Annotated in this window: 16 protein-coding genes; 11 read left to right on the top strand and 5 right to left on the bottom strand. The window is 69.3% G+C overall.

What is annotated here, in order from left to right; translation table 11 throughout:
* Positions 1-152: 152 nt before the first annotated feature.
* Positions 153-617: a PRC-barrel domain-containing protein gene (locus GXW79_RS17360; protein ID WP_211875709.1), complete on the bottom strand. Its 465-nt coding sequence runs from the start codon at positions 615-617 to the stop codon at positions 153-155.
* A 172-nt stretch (positions 618-789) separates the two neighbouring features.
* On the opposite strand from GXW79_RS17360, the gene GXW79_RS17355 reads away from it, so the two are divergent.
* From GXW79_RS17355 to GXW79_RS17345, 3 genes are read left to right on the top strand one after another with little or no spacing between them, the layout of a single operon-like run.
* On the top strand, positions 790-1,350 hold the full coding sequence (locus tag GXW79_RS17355) for a cytochrome b/b6 domain-containing protein (protein ID WP_246504075.1): 561 nt from the start codon (positions 790-792) through the stop codon (positions 1,348-1,350).
* A 12-nt stretch (positions 1,351-1,362) separates the two neighbouring features.
* Positions 1,363-2,154, top strand: a complete 792-nt coding sequence (locus tag GXW79_RS17350; protein ID WP_211875707.1) for a molybdopterin-dependent oxidoreductase — start codon at positions 1,363-1,365, stop codon at positions 2,152-2,154.
* A 47-nt stretch (positions 2,155-2,201) separates the two neighbouring features.
* On the top strand, positions 2,202-4,166 hold the full coding sequence (locus tag GXW79_RS17345) for a hypothetical protein (RefSeq protein WP_211875706.1): 1,965 nt from the start codon (positions 2,202-2,204) through the stop codon (positions 4,164-4,166).
* Here the strand turns inward: GXW79_RS17345 and ugpC are convergent.
* The 3 genes from ugpC to ugpA are packed head-to-tail and all read right to left on the bottom strand — an operon-like array spanning position 4,163 to position 6,992.
* Positions 4,163-5,233 (bottom strand): sn-glycerol-3-phosphate ABC transporter ATP-binding protein UgpC, encoded by a 1,071-nt coding sequence (ugpC, locus tag GXW79_RS17340; protein WP_211875705.1) that lies wholly within the window; start codon positions 5,231-5,233, stop codon positions 4,163-4,165. The genes GXW79_RS17345 and ugpC overlap by 4 nt on opposite strands.
* Positions 5,233-6,114: a sn-glycerol-3-phosphate ABC transporter permease UgpE gene (gene ugpE, locus GXW79_RS17335; RefSeq protein WP_211875704.1), complete on the bottom strand. Its 882-nt coding sequence runs from the start codon at positions 6,112-6,114 to the stop codon at positions 5,233-5,235. Before ugpE ends, ugpC begins: the two co-directional genes overlap by 1 nt.
* The gene (ugpA, locus tag GXW79_RS17330) at positions 6,114-6,992 is read right to left on the bottom strand and encodes a sn-glycerol-3-phosphate ABC transporter permease UgpA (RefSeq protein ID WP_211875703.1); all 879 of its coding nucleotides are present in this window, start codon (positions 6,990-6,992) and stop codon (positions 6,114-6,116) included. The genes ugpE and ugpA overlap by 1 nt, the downstream gene beginning before the upstream one ends.
* A gap of 309 nt (positions 6,993-7,301) precedes the next feature.
* Here ugpA and glf point away from each other — a divergent pair, with 309 nt between their 5' ends.
* The 5 genes from glf to GXW79_RS17305 all read left to right on the top strand — a co-directional run bounded on the left by glf (position 7,302) and on the right by GXW79_RS17305 (position 13,105).
* Positions 7,302-9,575: a UDP-galactopyranose mutase gene (gene glf / locus GXW79_RS17325; RefSeq protein ID WP_211875702.1), complete on the top strand. Its 2,274-nt coding sequence runs from the start codon at positions 7,302-7,304 to the stop codon at positions 9,573-9,575.
* A 63-nt stretch (positions 9,576-9,638) separates the two neighbouring features.
* On the top strand, positions 9,639-10,739 hold the full coding sequence (locus GXW79_RS17320) for a glycoside hydrolase family 1 protein (RefSeq protein ID WP_211875701.1): 1,101 nt from the start codon (positions 9,639-9,641) through the stop codon (positions 10,737-10,739).
* 31 nt (positions 10,740-10,770) lie between these two features.
* The gene (locus tag GXW79_RS17315; protein ID WP_211875700.1) at positions 10,771-11,859 is read left to right on the top strand and encodes an acyl-CoA dehydrogenase family protein; all 1,089 of its coding nucleotides are present in this window, start codon (positions 10,771-10,773) and stop codon (positions 11,857-11,859) included.
* On the top strand, positions 11,847-12,527 hold the full coding sequence (locus GXW79_RS17310; RefSeq protein WP_211875699.1) for a PIG-L deacetylase family protein: 681 nt from the start codon (positions 11,847-11,849) through the stop codon (positions 12,525-12,527). Before GXW79_RS17315 ends, GXW79_RS17310 begins: the two co-directional genes overlap by 13 nt.
* A complete protein-coding gene (locus GXW79_RS17305) occupies positions 12,524-13,105 on the top strand; it encodes an SAM-dependent methyltransferase (RefSeq protein ID WP_211875698.1) in 582 nt (193 codons plus the stop codon). The genes GXW79_RS17310 and GXW79_RS17305 overlap by 4 nt, the downstream gene beginning before the upstream one ends.
* Before the next feature lie 10 nt (positions 13,106-13,115).
* On the opposite strand, the gene GXW79_RS17300 is transcribed toward GXW79_RS17305, so the two are convergent.
* Positions 13,116-14,234, bottom strand: coding sequence for a glycosyltransferase (locus tag GXW79_RS17300; RefSeq protein ID WP_211875697.1), 1,119 nt, complete (start codon positions 14,232-14,234; stop codon positions 13,116-13,118).
* Between the two features lie 243 nt (positions 14,235-14,477).
* Here GXW79_RS17300 and ku point away from each other — a divergent pair, with 243 nt between their 5' ends.
* From ku to GXW79_RS17285, 3 genes are all read left to right on the top strand, one after another.
* Positions 14,478-15,407 carry a non-homologous end joining protein Ku gene (gene ku, locus GXW79_RS17295; protein WP_211875696.1) on the top strand — a complete coding sequence of 310 codons (930 nt, stop codon included), beginning with the start codon at positions 14,478-14,480 and terminating at the stop codon, positions 15,405-15,407.
* A gap of 3 nt (positions 15,408-15,410) precedes the next feature.
* Positions 15,411-18,038, top strand: coding sequence for a DNA ligase D (gene ligD / locus GXW79_RS17290; protein ID WP_211875695.1), 2,628 nt, complete (start codon positions 15,411-15,413; stop codon positions 18,036-18,038).
* A 173-nt stretch (positions 18,039-18,211) separates the two neighbouring features.
* On the top strand, positions 18,212-20,611 hold the full coding sequence (locus tag GXW79_RS17285; RefSeq protein ID WP_211875694.1) for a PAS domain-containing protein: 2,400 nt from the start codon (positions 18,212-18,214) through the stop codon (positions 20,609-20,611).
* Positions 20,612-20,629: the final 18 nt, after the last annotated feature.

The raw sequence follows: 20,629 nt of genomic DNA, 5'->3' as shown, positions 1-20,629 counted from the left end.
GCGTTCATCGCCCGGTAAGGAGACCTTGGTGTCTTCCCGATGACGCGGACGTTTCTTCGCGCCCGCGGGGTTTTTGCATGCATCCGGCGCACCGCCGCACCTAGTCTCGGGCGGTGCGCTGCGAAGGAACATGCCGTGACCGGACAGGCCGCTCAGCGCCGGGTGATTGCGATGCGCAGCGTCTCGTTCTCGGCGACGCGCGCTGCACCGGTGTCGCGCCATTCGGGCGAGGCGAGGAAGGCGTCGCGCGGAATGTCCAGCAGCGCGATCTGCCGCGCGAGGATCGCGACCGTCTCGATCGGCACGCCGACCGGCTGGCCCGCATCGAACCAGCCGGAGCGACGCACCACCAGCGTCACCTGGCCCGCACCGTCGCGCACCACCTGCTCGACGCGGCCAAGCGTGCGGTCGCGCACGTCGAGCAGCGGCAGGCCGATCAGGAAGCCGGCGCGCACAGCCTGCGGAAAGCGCCGCGCCATGCGCTGTTCGGGCGTGAGGTCCGTGCGCACCGGTGCCTCGACACCGGCTTCGAGGCGCCGGTCCTGCGCGGGTGCCTCGCCGGAAAGCGCGCCGACCAGCGTAACGCTGAGGGCCAGGGTGGCGAAGAGCTTGCGCATGGCGGAATTCCTTACCTTCGGACGAACCGCCAATAGACCATCCTCATCCACGCGTCCATAGCATTCGGAAGAGATCGCCATGACCGAGACAAGTCAGTCATTGACAATACCTAGAACCGGGAGGATGCATCCTGCGGTTCTTCGTGTCATGCATTGGACGAATGCTGTCGCGATGATCGTCATGATCATGAGCGGCTGGAAGATCTACAATGATGAGGTGATCTTCGGCTTCCTGCACTTCCCCGACGCCATCACGCTCGGCGTCTGGGCGCAGCATGCGCTGCAGTGGCATTTCTTCGGCATGTGGATCCTGATGCTGAACGGGCTGGTTTATCTAGGCTACGGGCTCTTCTCCGGCCGCTTTCGCCGCATGCTGCTGCCGGTCTCGCCGCGCTCGATCATCCGGGACGTGGTGGCTGCGCTGACCTTCAAGCTCGATCACTCCGACATCACCCATTACAACGCGGTGCAGAAGGCGATGTATATCGGGGTGATCCTCATCATCATCGTGCAGGTCGTCTCGGGCCTGGCCATCTGGAAGCCGGTGCAGTTCTCCACGCTGGTCTGGCTGTTCTATGATTTCCAAGGCGCGCGCTTGGCGCATTTCATCGGCATGGCGCTGATCGTGGGGTTCGTGATCGTCCACGTCGCCCTCGCCCTGCTGGTGCCCAAGACCATCCTCGCGATGCTCACCGGCGGCCCGCGCCGCTCCTCCACATCCACGCATTTGTGAAGCGAGGCCGCCATGCTCCTCCGCCCCAAGACCGTCTCGCGCTTCCGCCCCACGGCGACGCCCGACGCCTCCATCCTCGCCGAGCATCGCAGCGTGGTGCGCGAGATCAACCGGCGCGGCATCCTGCGCGGCAGCCTCACCCTCGGCGCGCTGCCGCTGCTGACGGGGTGCAACGTGTCCGATCGCGACGCGGTGCAATCCGTGCTGCGCAGCGTGTCCGCCTTTAACGACGCGGTGCAGGCCTGGCTGTTCGATCCGAACAAGCTCGCACGCACCTATGACGCCTCGCTGGTGGTGCGGCCGCCGCGCTTCAACGCCTATTACGAGATCGAGGATGTCCGCCCGATCGACATCACCAGCTGGAAGCTGGAGCTGTCCGGCCTCATCGCGGAGAAGGCGCCCTGGACCATCGACCAGCTCTACGCCTTCCCCGAGCAGGAGATCATCATCAAGCACATCTGCGTCGAGGGCTGGGAGTATATCGGCCAATGGTCGGGGCCGAACCTGCGCCAGTTCCTCACCCGCGTGGGCGCGGACATGCGCGCGAAGTACGTCGTCTTCCACGGCAATGACGACTACATGGAGAGCATCGACATGGCCTCCGCGCTGCATCCGCAGACCATCCTCGCGACCAAGTATGCGGGCGAGCCGATCGGCGATCCTTACGGCTATCCCATCCGCCTGCGCACGGCGGTGAAGCTCGGCTACAAGAACCCGAAATGGCTGCGCGCCATCGAGGTGACCAACACCTATTCCGGCGGCTTCTGGGAAGACCAGGGCTTCAACTGGTTCGCCGGAATGTAGGCGTGGTGGGGTGGTCGGCGCGCGCGTGATGGGCTAGCCCCGCGCGCATGGCGTCCTCCCTCTCCGTCGTCCTCTGCGCGCTGCTTGGCTTGCTGCTCTGGGGCGGTGTCGGGTGGTTGCTTGCGCGGCGCCTGGGTCTGCTCGGCGGGCTATCCCTGCCCTTGGCGCCGGCGCTGGGCTGGGCGGTGCAGAACGCGCTGGCGCTCGCCCTCGCGCAAGGGTTCGGCCTGTCGCTCTGGACCATGCTGGGCGCGGCGCTGGCAATCGTGCTGGTGAGCCTGCGGCGCGGCGTGCCGACGGATCCGGGCGAGCGCCTGCCGGCCTGGTTCTATGCCGCCGCGGCGCTGGTCGCCCTCGCCCCCGCCGTCGCGATCCTGCCGAAATTCACCGAAGACGGGGTGCTCCTCGGCGCGGCCATCTACGACCACGCGAAGATCGCGCTCACGGCCGAGTTCATCCGCCACGGCATCCCGCCGATCAACCCCGTCTTCGCCGAGCCGGGCACCTCGCCGGGCGTGGCCTACTACTACCTGTGGCAGTTCGGTGCGGCGCAGCTCGGCCGCCTCACCGGCAGCAGCGCTTGGGAGGCGGATGCCGCCTCGACCTGGTTTACCGGCTTTGCCACGCTGTGCCTCATGGCGGGCATCGCGTTTCATGCCTGCCGGTCGCGGATCGCCCCAGTCATTGTGCTGCTCGCCTGCGCGACGGCGTCGCTGCGCCCGACGCTCGCCATGCTGTTCGGCGAGGCCGCGCGCGACCATGTGCTGCTGACCTCGACGGGCCTCGGCGGCTGGCTCTACCAGACCAGCTGGGCGCCGCATCACATGGCATCGGCCGGCTGCACGGTGCTGGCGGCGCTGCTGCTCGCACGTTTGGCGGTGCAGCCTTCGGTGCGCGTAGCGCTGGTGCTGGCACTGGTCGTCGCGGCCGGGTTCGGCAGCTCCATCTGGGTGGGCGGCGTGACGTTCGCGCTGGCGGGCGGCGTCATCGCGCTGGCGCTGCTGCCGGTGGCGCGACCGGGCTGGCGCGACCTCTTTGTGATCGGCGGCGTGGCGGCGGCGCTGGGTGCCGCGGCGCTGGTCACGCCCATGGCGCTGGAGATGGTGGCGGCCGGGCGCGCGCGCGGCGGCGGGGCGCCCATCATCCTCGACCACGTGCAGGTGCTCGGGAATTATTTCCCGCAGCCGCTGCGCCGCATCCTCGACGCGCCGGGCTATTGGCTGGTGCTGCTGGTGGTGGAGTTCCCCGTCGCCGTGGTGGGCACGGCATTCGCCATGCGGCGCTGGCGGCACCTTCTGCCGCGCCATCCCGAAGCGAGCCGCGCGGCGACCGCGCTTGCGCTGCTGGCCCTTTGCAGCCTGCTCTGCGGCTGGGTACTGGTGAGCACGGCGGGCGAGAACAACGACCTCGGCTGGCGCGCAGTGCTGCCCGCGATCCTGGTGCTGACCGCGGCCGCCGGTGCGGCTGTCGCGCAAGCCTGGCGCGCACGGCCGGTCGTGGTGGGCCTGGTGATGCTGCTTACCATCGCCGCCGCCGCGCCGGATGGCGCGAGCCTCATCGCGGGCAATGTCCACGGCCATCCCTCCGACCAGGCGCGACAATTCGCGCAGGCGCCGGCGATGTGGGAAGCGGTGCGGCGCCACGCGGCGGCCGATGACCGCGTGATCAACAATCCGCGCCTGATGCGCCGCGTCACGCCGTGGGAGGTGAACATCTCCTGGGCGCTGCTCGCCGACCGGCGCTCCTGCTTCGCGGGGCACGAGATGGCGCTGGCTTTCGTGGCGATGTTGCCCGAACGACGCCTTGCGATCTGGGAGCAGATGCTTCGCGTGTTCGACGGTGTCGGCACGGCGGAGGACGTCACCGCGCTCGCCACGCAGTATGGCTGCCGGGTCGTGCTGCTCACGGCCGCGGATGCCGCCTGGTCGCGCGACCCCTTCGCAGACGATCCGCGCTTCCGGCTGGCGGAGGCCCGCGACGCCGCGTGGCGGATCTACGTCATCGGCGACTAGCCGAGCGGTTCGATCCGCCGCCCCGTCTCGCCATCGAAGACGTGCAGCGCCTCGGCGATCGGCATCACCTCGAGCACGCCATCGGCGTGGACCGCGCCGGCGAGCTTCACCGTCATCTCGGCGCCATCGGGCAGGCGCCCGTGCAGCAGGCTCTCGGCGCCGAGTGGCTCGACAAGTTCAACCATCACCCGCAGGCCGCCGGTCTGCGGCCGCAAGTGCTCCGGCCGTATGCCGAGGGTGAGCTTGCGTCCCGCCTCACCCGCGCGACTGCCATCGGCGAAGGGCAGCACCAGGCCATCGGCGAGGCGCGCGGCGGCACCACCTGCCTCCAGCGTCGCGGCCAGGAAATTCATCGCGGGGCTGCCGATGAAGCCTGCGACATAGGTGTCGGCCGGGCGCTCCCACACTTCCATGGGCGTCGCGATCTGCGCAGCGTGGCCGGCATGCATCACGACCAGTCTGTCGCCCAGCGTCATCGCCTCCACCTGGTCGTGCGTGACGAACAGCGAGGTGACGCCGAGCCGTTTCTGCAGGCGCCTTATCTCCGCGCGCATCTGCACCCGCAGCTTGGCGTCGAGGTTCGACAGCGGCTCGTCGAACAGGAACAGCTTGGGCTCGCGCACGATCGCACGCCCCATCGCGACGCGCTGGCGCTGGCCGCCGGAGAGCTGGCGGGGCTTGCGGTCCAGCAGCCCGCCGATGTCGAGCAATGCCGCCGCCTCATCCACGCGACGGATGATCTCGGGCTTCGGCAACCCGCGGATCTTCAACCCGTAGGCCATGTTCTGAAACACGCTCATATGCGGATACAGCGCGTAGTTCTGGAACACCATCGCCACATCGCGGTCGGCGGGCTCCAGCGCGGTGACGTCCTGGTCGCCGATCATCACCCGCCCGGCCGTGGCCGTCTCCAGCCCCGCCACGATGCGCAGCAGCGTCGACTTCCCGCAACCCGAGGCGCCGACCACCACGATCATCTCGCCATCGCGCACGGCGAGGTCCACCCCGTGCAGCACGGCCGTGGCTCCGAAGGATTTGCGCACGCCGCTGAGCGTCAGGGTCGCCATTACTTCTCGGTCTCCGTCAGGCCGCGGACGAACCAGCGCTGCATCAGCAGCACCACGCCCACCGGCGGCACCATGGCCAGCACGGCGGTCGCCATGATCACGTTCCACTCATTTTGCGCATCGCCGCTGCCGATCATTTTGGTCAGGCCCACGACAATCGTCTCAAGGCTGCGGTCGTTCACGATCAGCAGCGGCCAGAGATACTGGTTCCAGCCATAGATGAAGAGGATGACGAACAGCGCCGCGATGTTCGTCCGGCTCAGCGGCAGCAGCACGTCGAAGAAGAACCGAACGGGGCCGGCGCCATCGATCTTCGCCGCCTCCACATACTCGTCGGGAATGGTGAGGAAGAACTGGCGGAACAGCAGCGTGGCCGTCGCACTCGCGATTAGCGGGATAACAAGGCCGGCCATGGAATTCGTCATGCCGAGCGAAACCATCACCTGGAAGGTCGGGATGATGCGCACCTCCACCGGCAGCATCAGCGTGATGAAGATCAGCCAGAAGAACACCATGCGCCCGGGGAAGCGGAAAAAGGCGATGGCGTAGGCGGAGGTCAGCGAGATGGCGATCTTGCCCACCGCGATCAGGCTCGCCATCAGCAGCGAGTTGAGCAGCATCCCGCCCGCCGGCACGCCCATGAAGCGGCCGCCGCCAATGCCCCAGGCCTGCGCGTAGTTCGCGACCGCATCGGGGCCAGGGAGCAGCGGCACGTCGCCGCGCCCGATGGTGCCGGAGGTGTGGGTGGAACCGATCAGCGCCAGGTAGATCGGGAAGGCGAAGATCAGCACGCCGATCACCAGGCAGACATGCGTGACCACGGTTTCGCGCACCCGGCGCCGCGCGCTGCGCCCCGCGAGGGCCTCGGCGGCCACCGTCATCAGTAGTGCACCTTCTTCTCGACGAAGCGGAACTGCACGACCGTCAGCGCGATCACCAGGATCATCAGGATCACGCTCTGCGCCGCGCTCGACCCGAGGTTGAGGTTGGACACGCCGTCCGTATAGGCGCGGTAGATCAGCGTCTCGGTGCTCTTGCCCGGGCCGCCCTGGGTCAGCGCGTGGATGACGCCGAAGGTGTCGAAGCAGGCATAGACGAGGTTCACCACCAGCAGGAAGAAGGCGGTCGGGCTGAGCAGCGGGAACACCACCGTCCAGAACCGCCGCACCGGTCCTGCACCGTCGATGGCGGCGGCTTCCAGCACTGGCTTGGGAATGCCCTGCAGTCCCGCGAGGAAGAAGATGAAATTGTAGCTCACCTGCTTCCACGCACTCGCGAGGATGACGACGAGCAGCGCCTGGTTGCCGTTCAGCTTGTAATCCCACGGCACGCCCAGCGCGTTCAGAGCGCGCCCGAACAGGCCGATGTCCGGATGCACCATGAACAGCCACAGCACGGCGGCGATCGCGGGTGCCACGGCATAGGGCCAGATCAGCAGCGTGCGGTAGGCGCCCGCGCCGCGGATGTGCTTGTCCGCCTGCACCGCGAGGAACAGCGCGGCACTCAATGCGAGTGCGGCGACGGAGAGGGAGAACACCGCGGTGCGCGCCGCGGCCGCGCGCCAATCCGCGTCACCCAGCACGTCGATGAAATTCTCGAAGCCGACGAACTGGCTGGACAGCCCGAACGCGTCCTCGCGCAGGAAGGATTGATAGACCGCCTGGCCCGCGGGCCAGAAAAAGAACAGGGCGGTGACCAGCAACTGCGGCGCGAGCAGCAGGTAGGGAAGCCCGACGCCGCGGAAATAGGTGCGCCTCACGCGACGCACCGTGGCGCGTCGTTCCCGCGCCGAGCGTCGCTCCTCGCGCGCCTCGCTGTCCAAGCAGTGATCATCGATCTGCGCATGGCCATGATTTAGGCCCCGCCTTCGCGTCTTTGCCAAGCATCACCGCTTGCATGCGCGGCGCGGCAGCTTCGCGCCAAATCGAAGAGGGTTTGAAGAAACCTCGCGCCATGTCCTTGCGTTCGGGAGCTTGAACGTTCGGTCGGGGCGGCGCTCTGCGCCTGAAAGTATTGCGCTGGTGCAATGCTTTTCGATTTGGATTGTGTATCCGCAGGGGAGCCAGGAATGACTTTCATCAACCATATCGAGAAGAACGCACGCACCGAAGAAACGCCGCTCATCTGCTTCTCCCATCTCCGCTGGTTTTCCGTCTTCCAACGCCCCCAACACCTGATGTCACGTTTCGCGGCCGAGCGGCCGACGTATTTTTTCGAAGAGCCGATCCAGGGCCCCACGGCGACACTGCAGCGCTCCGTCTGCGAGACTTCGGGTGTGCAGCTGGTGACCCCGGTGCTTCCCGATCCCGGCGACACGCGCATGCTGCGCGACCTGCTTGATCAGCTTCTGCTCGAGACCGGGCCGGCGACCGCCTGGTACTACACGCCGGCCGCACGGAAGTTCACCGACCATGTCGCCTGGCGCGCGGTGGTTTTCGACTGCATGGACGAGCTCTCCGCCTTCCGCTTCGCCTCCCCCGAGCTGAAGGCGATGGAGCAGGATCTCATGCGCGCGGCAAACGTGGTCTTCACCGGCGGCATGAGCCTCTACGAGGCGCGCAAGAACGCGCACCCCAACATCCATTGCTTCCCCAGCGGCGTCGACCTTGCACACTTCATGAGCGCCCGCGGCGGCCTTTCGGAGCCGATGGACCAGCTGGGGATCGCGTCGCCGAAGATCGGTTATTTCGGCGTCATCGATGAACGGCTCGACATGCCAATGCTCGCTGGCATCGCGGAGGCGCGTCCCGACTGGAACCTGGTGATGATCGGGCCGGTGGCGAAGCTGCAGCCCTCCGAACTGCCGCAGGCATCGAACATCCATTGGCTCGACGCGCGTGATTACGCGACGCTGCCCGCCTATCTTGCACATTGGGATGTCGCGCTGATGCCCTTCGCCCTGAACGAGGCGACGCGCTTCATCAGCCCCACCAAGGCGCCCGAATATCTCGCCGGCGGCAAGCGCGTGGTCTCCACCGCCATCGCCGACGTGGTGCGCCGGTTCGAGGGCATGACGCCCGTCAGCATCGCGCATGACGCGGCGGGCTTTGTTGCCGCGATCGAGGCGGGGATGGGCCACGACTCCGATGCGGATTTCGACCCGGTCGACGATCTGCTCGCGACCATCTCCTGGGACGGCATCTTCGCGCGCATGGCTCAGCTGATCAGCGCCTGCGAGACCAGGCGTCCGGCGAGCCCGGCCGTCCACTCCCGCGCCACCAGGCTCGCCGATGCGCTCGTTGTCGGGGCGGGCTTCGCAGGCTCGGTGATGGCCGAACGCCTCGCGAGTGCCGGGCAGCGCGTGTATGTCATCGACAAGCGCCCGCACATCGCCGGGAATGCCTATGACGAATACGACAGTGCCGGCCTGCTGGTGCATCGCTACGGGCCGCACATCTTCCACACCAATAGCGACGAGGTGCTGCGCTATCTTTCGCGCTTCACTGCCTGGCGGCCCTATGAACATCGCGTGCTGTCGCAGACCGAGCACGGCCTCGTGCCGATGCCGATCAACCGCACGACCCTCAACCAGATGTTCGGGCAGAACCTCGCCGACGATGAGGCCACCGCAAGCTTCCTCGCCTCCCTCGCTGAGCCGCGGGCGGAGATCAGCTCCGCGCGTGACTTCGTCGTCGCTTCAGTCGGACAGGAGCTCTACGAGAAGCTATTCTACGGCTATACGGTGAAGCAGTGGGGCATCGATCCCTCCGAGCTCGACCGCTCGGTCACCGCCCGGGTCCCGACCCGCACCTCTGATGACGACCGCTACTTCCTCGATCGCCACCAGTGCATGCCCTATCACGGCTATACGCGGATGTTCGAGAACATGCTCGACCATCCCAACATCACGGTGCTCACCGGGACCGACTACGCGACCATGCCGCGCCATCGCTTTGGGCACATGGTGTTCACCGGGCCGGTGGATCAATATTTCGGCCACCGCTTCGGCGAACTCGCCTACCGCTCGCTGGTGTTCGAGCATGAGACGCGCGCCGTCGAATACGCGCAGCCGGTCGCCACGGTGAACTTCCCCTCGCTCACCACGCCCTACACGCGCTGCACCGAGTTCAAGCACATGACCGGCCAGGCGCATCCGATGACGAGTCTCTGCTACGAGCGTTCGTCGGCCGAAGGCGACCCCTACTACCCGGTGCCGAACCCGAAGAACCACGAGCTCTACAAGCGCTATGAGATGCTCGCCGATGCCGAGCCGAGCGTGACCTTCCTCGGTCGCCTGGGCACCTATCGCTACATGAACATGGACCAGGTGGTGGGCCAGGCTCTGGCGACGGCGCGGCGGCTGCTGGTGGATACGACGGAACGCATGAACGCCGCGGAATAGGGGCGCGTTATGAAGGGCGGTTTCGTATGGGGCGGGTTCGAGGGCGCGTCACATCGTCGCCTTGTGGATCTCGGTCGCGTCGACTCGCTGGTCTCCAGCCAGCATGATCGCTGGGCGTTCCTGGACCACGCGCTGCTGCGGTCGATGGGTGTCCGGTGCGCGCGGGAATCGCTGCGCTGGCACCTGATCGAACGCGTCGCGGGCCGCTACGACTTCTCCTCGGCCAAGCGCCAGGTCGCTGCCGCCAACGCGGCCGGGGTCGCGATCGTCTGGGGTCTCTGCCACTGGGGCGTGCCCGACCACCTCGATGTGATGTCCGCCGATTTTCCGAAGCGCTTCGCGGAGTTCGTGTTCGCGGCCGAGCGCGCGCTGCGGGCGGAGGGAAGCGACATCGCGGGCTGGGTGCCGATGAACGAGATGTCGTTCTGGGCCTGGGCCGGCGGCGAAACCGGCGGGTTCCACCCGTTCCACACGCGCCGCGGCGATGCGCTCAAATGGCAGCTCGTCCTCGCGCATGTCGCAGGCGTCCGCGCCCTGCGCGACGCCGGTGCCGACGAGCCGATCGTGGTGTGCGAGCCCTTGATCTGCATCCACCCTCGGACTTCGGACCCCCAGACGATCGAGCATGTGCGCGCCCATCTGCAGGCATCGACCGCCGCGGTCGACTGGATCCTCGCGATCGATCCGACGAGCATCGATATCGTCGGCCTGAACTATTATGGCCACAACCAGTGGACCGATGACGGCACGCGCATCCCGCGCGAGGATCCGCGCTATCGTCCGCTGCGCGAGTTGTTGCGCGATAAGGCGCAACATTTCTCCCGACCCATCGTCCTGAGCGAGACCGGCGCCGAGGAGCCCGACGGCGTCGACTGGATGGGCTATGTCGCGGAGGAGTCCGAGGCGGCGCTGCGCATGGGCGTGCCACTGCGCGGCGTCTGCATCTACCCGGTGCTCGATTATGGCGGCTGGGACGACGCGCGGCACTGCCCTTGTGGCCCGATCGGGCAGCAGAACGGTCGCCGGATCATTCGCGCCGAACACCGCCCGGTGCTGCGGCGCCTGACGAGTCTCGGCGCCCTGGCCGCACCTGCGGAGCAACGCGACGTGCGGACCGCGGCCTTCGCCACCGATGCGGCGCGCGCCGATTTCGGAACCTGCTGAAGCCTCGCACGGGCTGGAGCGTTGACGCTGCATGGACATCGCCGCCCCTCGACTCGACGACCGCGACCGTGACGGCCTCGTCCAGCTTTGCGACCGCATGGTGGTCGATGGGCTGGAGCGTGAAGCGCCGGCGCGCGTGGCGGATGCACGCGCCTTCCTCACCCCCCTGCTGGCCTCGCTCGCCGCCTCGCCCGACGCCATCTGGCGCGCCGATGCGGTGTTCCGCACCTTGCGCCGCCTGGGCTATTTCGATCTCAGTGTCGGCCGCCTGTTCGAGGGCCACGTCAACGCTGTGCAGCTGATCGACGGCTTCGGAACCGATGAGCAGCGCGAGCGCACGGTCGAGCGTGCGGCACGTGGCGCGCTCTACGCGGTATGGTCGGCCGATGATCCCGCAGAGCGGCTCTGGCTGCGCGACGATGGTGTGCTCATCGGCCGCAAGGTGATGTGTTCCGGCGCGGGCGAAGTCGATGGCGCGATCGTCACGGCGCACACGCCCAGGGGGCCGGTCCTCATCATGCTTGACGCGCCGGACATGGCGCGCTTCAGCGTCCGGCCGCCCTGGCCGCTCGACGGCATGGAAGCGACAAACAGTCTCGGCTTCGACGTCACCGGCACCGCCGTGCACGCCGGCCAGGTGATCGGTCATCCCGGCGACTACCTGCGGGAGCCGGCCTTCTCGGGCGGGATCTGGCGCATCCTGGCGATGCAGGTCGGTGCGCTCGACCGGCTGCAGGACGCGCTCGCCACCCATGTCGCGGCGCGGGACCAATCGGGGCTGCCTGCGCAGCGCCGGCGGCTGCTGGAGAATGCCATCGACGGCGAGAGCGCAGCGCTGTGGGTCGGGCGCGCCGCCATGGACATGGAGGCCGCTGCCGATACGGACGCCGCCTTGGCTCGCGTCGCCCTGGCGCGCGACGTCGTGGTGGCCGCCGCGGAGCGCATCTCGGCGCGGCTGCAGCGTGGTATGGGGCTGGGGCTGCATCGCACCGGCAACCCGGTCGGGCGTTTCCTGCGCGACCTGAATTGCGTGCTGAGGCAGCCCGCACCGGACCTCGCGCTCGACCGCGCCGAACCCTGGCTCCAGCGCGTGCCGGCGGCGATCCGATGGGCAGGGTGAAGCTGCGCCGCGCCGGCGCCCTGATGCGCGGTGCGGTGGTCGTGGTCGCACCGCACCCGGATGACGAGACCATCGGGTGCGGCGCGCTGCTCGCCGAATCGCTCGCGCGGCGCCGGCGCCTGCTCGTGGTGCTCACCACCGATGGCGGGGCGTCGCACCCGGGCTCGCAGGCGTGGTCGCGCGCACGCCGGGCCATGTTGCGTGCGCGCGAGATGCGTTCGGCCGTGGCGCGCCTGGGTGGCGGAAGGCGCCACCTGCAGGGGCTCGGGCTGCCGGATGGCGCGATGCCCTCGCACGGGCCGGTATTTGAGAATGCCGTCGCCTCGCTGTGCCGGGCGGTACGCCGCATGCGGGCCCGCCTCATCGTCGCACCGTCGCGCGTCGACGAGCACCATGATCACCGCGCCTCGTTCCGCCTGGCCGAAGTGGCGGCGCGGCGCTGCGGCGCGGCCCTCGCCGAATACGCGGTCTGGGGACTGTTGCCGTCAGGCCCGACCTGCACGCTGCGCACCCTGCGCCATGCACGGCGCCGGGTAGCGGCGCTCGACCGCCACCACTCCCAGTTCGGCCGTGGTCCGAAGGGGTTCGGGGACGGCTTCGTCGTGCCGCCCGCGTTGCGCGCCAGGGCACGCGACGCGGCCGAACACTACCGGATCAGTTGGAGATGACGATGAGCCCGTCCACGCCCGCGGATCATTTCGAGCGACTCTACGCGGAGAAAGGCGACCCCTGGGATCTCGCGACCAGCGAGTACGAGGTGCAGAAATATGCGGCGACGATCGCGGCACTCGGCGGCCGCCGCTTTACCAACGCCATCGAGATCGGCTGCTCCATCGGGACGCTCACCGCCAGGCTCGCCCCGCTGTGCGACGCCCTGCTCGGCGTGGACTACGTCGAGGCGCCCCTCAATGAGGCGCGGCAGCGCTGCGCGGCCCTGCCCCAAGTGCGCTTCCGTCGGATGAGCATTCCCGATGAATGGCCCGAGGGCGCCTTCGACCTGATGATGGTGTCCGAGGTCCTGTATTTCATGTCGGCCGATGATCACGCGGCGCTGGCGCGGCGCTGCGATCAGGCGGCCACGACGTCTGCAACCATCCTGATGGTGAACTGGCTGGGGCCGAATGATGGGGTGATGCCCGGCGAGGTCGCGGCGCGGACGTTCATGGAAGCGCTCGGCGAAGGCTGGGTGTGGGAAAACGCGGCGACCAACACGCAGTACCGCATCGATCTCGGCCGCCGGCGCTGATCCGATCCGCCTAGACCAGCGTATCCTCGCTGGGGCCCGTCACCGGCATCTCGCCCGGCGCCAGGCGCGCGAGGATGCGGCGCGCACCGTTGATCCCGGGCTGCAGGCGGCTCGAGGGCAGGCGGCGCTCGACCAGGCTGGGGCTGACCTCGACCAGCCGCGCCCAGCTCTCGCCGAAGCTCGTCGCGTCCAGCGCCCAGCGCATCGAAACGGCGTCGAGTGCCAGGCGCGAGCGGTTGCGCGGCGTGTCGAAACCATCGCGCTGGTGACGCAGCGCGCGGCGCAGCCGGTAGCGGCGGAGCGCATGGCCGAGCGGCTCCAAGATCGCATCGCAGAGCGGATCCTCGACCTCGCCGCGTCGCCGCAGCACATCCGCCATGCCGCCGGGCGCGCGCCCCTGCAGCCGTGCCGAGACCACCACGCGCGAATCCTCCGCGTGGCGGATGCGCGCATCATGGCGTTCGAGGGCGGCGAAGAAGGCGCGATCCTCGGCGAGCGGCACGGTGGGAATGCCGCCGCTGCGCGCATAGGCGCCGGCGGTGACGGCGAAGTTGGCGCCCCAATGGCCCGAATGCCGCGGCCAGGGATCCCATGGGACCGGGTCGATCAGGCTCGCGATACGGTCCAGCATCCGCGCCAGCAGCGCTTCCTCGCGCGAGCGCTCGCGCACGCCGTCGGGCAACGCCTGCGCCTCCTGCGGGCGTATGATGGCGCGACCGGCCACCGCATCGGCGCCGGCCGCGATATGCCCGAGCGTGTTTGCGACCCAGTCCTGCTCGGGCTCGCCATCGGCATCGGTGCTGAGCAGGACGCAATCCGGGTTGGACACGACCTCGAACACGGCATCGACGGCGCGGCGGCGCGCATGGCCCGCCGTCTGCTCGCCGGGCGGCAGGCTGACTTCGCGGACATGCAGCGCGTAGGGCAGGCCTGGCCCCAACGAACGCGCCAGCGAGGCGGTCTCATCCGAGCAGTTGTTCGCAAGGACCAGCACCGCGAAGGGCGGCGCCTTCGCCTGCCGCGCCAACGCCTCGAGGCAGCGCGGCAGCAGCGCCGCCTCGTCCTTGGCTGGAATGGCGATCGCCGCCGCCACGGCGTTCGCACCCCCGGAGCTCCGTGTTTCCGTCATCGCGGCGCTACCGTCCATGGCCGGACCTCAGGCGCCCCGAGCCGCGCTGGCCCGTGCAGAGAAGCGGTTGGTCATGCGAACCATGGCGGCGACATCCCTGTGAGCGATCAGGGTCGAACGCTTTGTTCCCGACCGTGGTTTCAGACCGCCTGCGGAGTGGCCCACCGCGGTTCGGGCTTGATCGCGCAGTGGTGAAACCCTCCCCGCGACGGCACGTTGCGGTACGAAGACGGAGATCGATCGATGGCGCAGCGTCCGACATGGGAAGGTCATTTGCGGCTGTCGCTGGTGGCATGCCCAGTGTCCCTCTACCCCGCGATCAGCGGCTCGGAGCAGATCCGCTTCCACCTGATCAACCCCGCGACGGGCAACCGCATCCGCACCCAGACGATTGACCCGGAAAGCGGCGAGGTGGAGCGCAAGGAACTCGTCCGCGGCTACGAATACGAGAAGGACCAATACATCCTGCTCACCGACGAGGAAATCAAATCCGTTCGCCTCGAAAGTACGCGCACCATCGACATCGAGCACTTCGTCGACGCCGCCGCGATCGACCGCATTTGGTGGAACGACCCCTACTACCTGGTGCCTGACGGCAAGGCCGGCATCGATGCCTTCACCGTCATCCGCGAGGCGATGGCACATGCCAGCAAGATCGCGCTCGCCCGCGTGGTGCTCGGCACGCGCGAGCGCATCGTGGCGATCGAGCCGCGCGGCAAGGGCATGCTGGTGACGACGCTGCGCAGCCATGACGAGGTCCGCTCCGAGAAGGCGTTGTTCGACGCGGTGCCGGAGGCCAAGACCAATGCGGGTATGGTCGACATCGCCGAGCGCATCATCGCGCAGCAGGCCGGCCCCTTCGATCCCACCGCCTTCACCGACCGCTACGAGGAGGCCCTGCGCGAGCTGATCCAGAGCAAGCAGGATGGCGGCGGCGGCGGGGTGACCGCGCCACCCCCGCGCGACGACAATGTCATCGACCTGATGGAGGCGCTGCGCCGCAGCCTCGAAGGCGGGAGCGCCGAGACGCAGCGCCGGCCTGCCGCGCAGAAATCCGCGAAGCCGACTGCGAAAGCCGCCGCGGAAAAGCCCAAGGCCAAGCCCAGCCCCAAGCCGACGGCGAAGACGGCGGCCAAGCCCGCGCCCAAGCCGCGCAAGCGCGCAACCGGATAGTCAATGGCGACCCGCTCCGATCCGCTCGCGCCGTATCACGCCAAGCGGGATTTCGCGCGCACGCCCGAGCCGCGAGGGAAGGCCGCCAAGCCCGCTGCCACGCTGCAGTTCATCGTCCATCGCCACGCCGCGACGCGTCTGCACTACGACCTGCGGCTCGAATGGGGCGGGGTGCTGAAATCCTGGGCGGTGACGCGGGGACCCTCGCTCGACCCCGGCGACAAGCGCCTGGCGGTGGAGGTCGAGGACCACCCGCTCGACTATGGCAGCTTCGAGGGCACGATCCCGAAGCCGGGCTACGGCGCCGGCACGGTGCAGATCTGGGATCGTGGCGCCTGGGCGCCGCTGCATCCCGACGCGGTCGACGCCGACCTCGCGCGCGGCGAGATAAAGTTCGTCCTGTCCGGCGAGCGGCTCAAGGGTGGCTTCGTGCTCGTGCGGCTCAAGCCGCGCGCGGGCGAGCCGCCCGAACGCCACAACTGGCTGCTCATCAAGGAACGCGACAGCATGGCGACGCCCGGCGAGGGCGACGCGGTGCTGAAGGCGGAGACCTCGGTCGCGAGCGGCCGGACCATGGCGGAGATTGAAGGCGGCAAGCCCGAGGGCCGCGCCGCCAGGGCCAAGCCGAAGCCGCCGGAAGCGATGCCCGCCAACGCCAAGCCCGCCGTCGAGAAAGCCGCCGCACCGAAAGCGCGGAAGGCGGCACCCGCCGCCAAGGCCGACCCCGCGGCGATGCCCGATTTCGTACCGCCGCAGCTCTGCCGCCTGGTGGCGAGCCCGCCGCGCGGCGAGACCTGGCTGCACGAGCTGAAACTCGACGGCTACCGTGTGCAGCTCCGCGTCGCCGGCGGCCGCGCCGCGCTGCGCACCCGCACCGGCCTGGACTGGACGCACCGCTTCGCCAATCTCGCCAAGACCGCCGCCGCACTGCCGAACTGCCTGCTGGACGGCGAGGTCGTCGCGCTCGACGATCAGGGCCAGCCAAGCTTTTCGCTGCTTCAGGCCATGCTCTCCGGCGACACGAAGCCGGACTACGTCTTCTACCTGTTCGACCTGCTGCACGACGGCACCCGCGATTACCGCGGCGATCCGCTGCTGGACCGCAAGGCGCGCCTCGCGGAGCTGCTGCGCGGCGCCCCGAAATCGCTGCGCTACCTCGACCACTTCACCGCCCCCGGCGAGGCGGTGCTGGCCTCCGCCTGCCGCCTGTCGATGGAGGGTATCGTGTCCAAGCGCGGCGACGCGCCGTACGCCTCGGGCAGGAACGACAGCTGGACGAAGGCGAAGTGCCGCGGGCGGGAGGAATTCATCGTCGGCGGCTGGTCGCGCGACAAGGCCGGCAAGGGGCTCGGCGCCCTGCTGGTGGGGGCGCGCCGCGCCGAGGGGCTCGCCTATCTCGGCCGCGTCGGCACCGGCTATTCCGGGCGGACGGCGGAGATGCTGCTCGCACGGATGAAGCCGCTGCAGCGCAAGGCCACCCCGTTTGCCGGCCGCCAGCCCGAGCGCACCAGCGACGTCACCTGGGTCGAGCCCGAGCTCGTGGTCGAGATCGCCTATGGCGGCTGGACCGATGCGGGCATCCTGCGCCACGCAAGCTTCATCGGCCTGCGCGAGGACAAGCCGGCGGAGGAGGTGGTGGCCGACGACCAGCCCCTGCGCGAGGATCCCCCCGCGGAAAAGCCTGCTGCAGCACCAAAGGCCCCAAGGCCGGCCAAGACGGGACCCACGGGCGCGAGGCTCACCCATCCCGAACGCATCATCTGGCCGGAGACGGAGGGGCATCGCGCGCTGACGAAGGGCGACCTCGCCGCCTATTTCGAGCGCTGCGCGGACCGCATCCTGGACCATATCGCGGGCCGGCCGCTGTCGATCCTGCGGGCGCCGGACGGCATCGGCGGCGAGGTGTTCTTCCAGCGACACGCCATGCGCGGCCAGTCGCCGCTGATCGGCGCGGTGGAGGTGGCGGGCCAGGCCAGGCCCTACATGCGCATCGACGACGTCGCCGGGCTGATGGCGCTGGCGCAGGTCTCGGCCGTGGAGCTGCACCCCTGGGGCGCGCGCGCCGACCGGCCGGATGTGCCGGAGCGGCTGGTCTTCGACCTCGACCCCGCCGAGGGGCTCGGCTTCGCGGCGGTGGCTGCGGGCGCGCTGGAGCTGCGCGACCGACTGAAGGCGCTCGGCCTTACCTCCTTCGCACGCGTCACCGGCGGCAAGGGGTTGCACGTCGTCGTCCCGCTCGACACCGGCGGCAAGGTGCCCGACTGGGCGGCCACCAAGCAATTCGCGCGGCTGGTCTGCGGGATGATGGAGAAGGACGCGCCCGGCCGCTACACGACCACCATGGCCAAGAGCGCGCGCACCGGGCGGATCTTCCTCGACTACCTGCGCAACGACCGGCTCTCGACGGCCATCGCCTCCTGGTCGCCGCGCGCCCGGGCCGGGGCGCCGATCGCGCGGCCGATCGCCTGGTCGGCGGTCAAGCCGACGCTCGACCCCGCCGGGTGGCGCATCGACGCGCTGATCGGCAAGCCCGCGGCGGCCGATCCCTGGACCGGCTTCGAGGCGGCCGCGACGCCGCTGCGCGCCGCCATCGAGACGGCGACACGTCCGGCAAAACCGGCCAAGAGGTGAGCGCTTCAGCGCCGCCGGCCATCGTTCGACAGTTGCCCCCGCCCTAAATCGTTGCTGCATTGGGAAAAACGCCCCAACGTTGAAAACCCATCCGGTAACGACGTATGCAGGTGCAAGCAGCAGGAGGGGTCGCGTTGAGCACGAGCGCCGCGCCGGGTAAGGGATGTGCGCGCTTGTTCAGCCTCACGCGTGATGCTGACGGCGCGTTCGGCGTGCATCGGCGGCTGTCGCGCCTGGCGCGCGCCTTGCCGATCGTCGCGATCCTCGTTCCCCTCGCCATGGTCGCGGGCGCGGCCTGGCTCAATTGGCAGAGTGCCTGGAGCGAGGCCGCCACCGCCATGCGGCGCTCCGCCGAGGCCGGCGCGGAATACGGTGCCCGCGCGCTCGAAAGCTACGGCGTTGCCGTCGGCCGCCTGAACGACCGCCTCGCCGGCCTGTCCGACGCGGAGATCCGCGCGGAGGAACACGGCCTTCATCTCGAACTGCAGCGCGTGCTCCGCGACATCCCCCACGCCGAGGCGGCGCTCGTGCTCGACCGCGACGGGTTCGAACTGGTGAGCAGCGACCGCTTCCCGGTCCGCCGCGAGGCGGCGCATCGGGAGCGCGGATACGTCAACGCTCTGCGCGGCGTGGCGCCGCCCGGCGTCCACATCACCGAGGCGATGCTGCCGGAGGCGGGCGGCGCGCTCGTGTTCTCCGTGGCGCGGCAGCGCCACGCCGGCGGCGATCCCGCCACGCCGGAAGGCGGATTCGACGGTGTGACGCTGGTCACCATCCGGTCCAACGACGTCGGCGAAGGTCTGCGACGCCTACTTGTCAGCCCGAACGACGCGATGGCGCTGGTGCAGGACAGCGGCGCGGCGCTGGCGATGTCCACCCCACAAGCCGGCCCGCTCGCGCCGGCTCCGATCAATGGACCCTACCGCGCCGCGGTCGCCGGGCGCGGGCCGCCGGTGTTCGAAACCATCCCGGACACCTGGGTCGAGGGAAGCGCGCTCGCGGCGGTGCGGCCGGTCGAGCACCTCCGCATCCACGCGCTCGCGCTGCGGCCGCGCGCGCAGATCGTCGAAGCCTGGCGCGCCAGCCTGGTGGGGCATGTCGCGTTCGCGCTGCCCGCGGCGCTGATGCTGCTGCTGCTGAGCCTGCAGGTCCGGCGCGACCAGCTGCGCCTTGCCTCGGCGAACCAGGGTCTCGAAGGCGATGTGGCGCGCGGCGCCGACCGGCTGCGCCGGGCCGAGGAGATCGGCATGATCGGCACCTTCGAATTCGATCCGCGCAGCGGCGCCAATATCCGCTCGGCCGAGTACATGAGCGTGCATGGCATGCCGGCCCTCGAAACCCAGGAACGCCACGAGGACTGGGTGCGCCGGCTGCACCCCGACGATCGCGACGCCGCCGAGGCGCACATCCTCGGCGCGCTCGCCGATCCGCAGAAGCAGGATTACGCGCAGACCTACCGCATCGTGACGCCCGCCGGCGAGGTGCGCTGGATCATGGCGCGCGGGCGGATCGAGCGCGACGAAGCCGGCCTGGCGACCCTGCTGCGTGGTGCGCACCTGGACGTCACGCAGCTGCGCAACACCGAGCTGGCGCTGGCCGACAGCGATGCGCGCCTTCGCCTCGCGCAGGAGGCGGTCGGCATCGGCACATGGGAATGGGTGCCCGCGACGCGCCAGCTGCGCTGCTCGCGCAAGATGCTGGAGCTGTGGGGGTTCGGCCAGGCGAGCCCGGCCCCCGGCATGGAGGACATCCTCGACGGCGTCATCGCCGAGGATCGCCCCGCCCTGCGATCCCTCATGGAGGACACGAGGCAGGGCGCGCGCCTGCGTGCGGAATTGCGATTGTGCCGGCGCGCCTGCGACGCGCCGCGGGAGATCATCTGGGTGGCCGTTCGAGCGACCTTGCTCGCGGCCGATCCCCTGGCGCCGGCGCGCATCATCGGCGTCGCCTACGACATCACCGAGCGCAAGCGCAGCGACGAGCTGACCACCATCATGGCGCATGAGGTCGAGCACCGCGCCAAGAACGCCCTGATGGTGGTCTCGAGCCTGTTGCGCATGACCAAGGCGACCAGTGCGGAAAACCTCGTCGAGGTGATGGATGGGCGGGTGCGGGCGCTAAGCCGCACCATGGGCTTGCTCGGCCAGGGGCGCTGGCGCGGTGCCGGCCTGCGCGACATCGTCGAGAGCGAGGTGGGGCATTTCGAGCTGGCGGAGGCCGGGCAGGCCGCATCCATCACGCTCGACGGCCCGCCGGTCACGATCGGGGTCGATTCGGCGCAGCCGCTGTCGATGGCGCTGCACGAGCTCGCCACCAACGCGGCGAAATACGGCGCCCTGTCGGTCGCGACGGGGCGCCTGTCGATCGAGTGGCGCGTGGAGGGCCCTACGGTTCATCTGCTATGGACGGAACGCGGTGGCCCGGCGCTGGCGGGTACGCCGCCGCGCCGGGGCTTTGGGTCCCACCTCATCACCATGCTGATCGAGGGGCAGCTGCAGGGTCAGGTGAACAAGCTGTGGGAAGGTGATGGCCTCGTCTGCACCATCACCTTTCCACTGACGGCCGCCGGATAGAGACCGGCGCGACGCCGC

The organism is Plastoroseomonas arctica, assembly GCF_018128965.1.
In the GTDB taxonomy this organism is placed as follows: domain Bacteria; phylum Pseudomonadota; class Alphaproteobacteria; order Acetobacterales; family Acetobacteraceae; genus Plastoroseomonas; species Plastoroseomonas arctica.
Note: the sequence above shows the minus strand (reverse complement) of the source record. Positions and strands in the feature narration are given on the sequence as shown.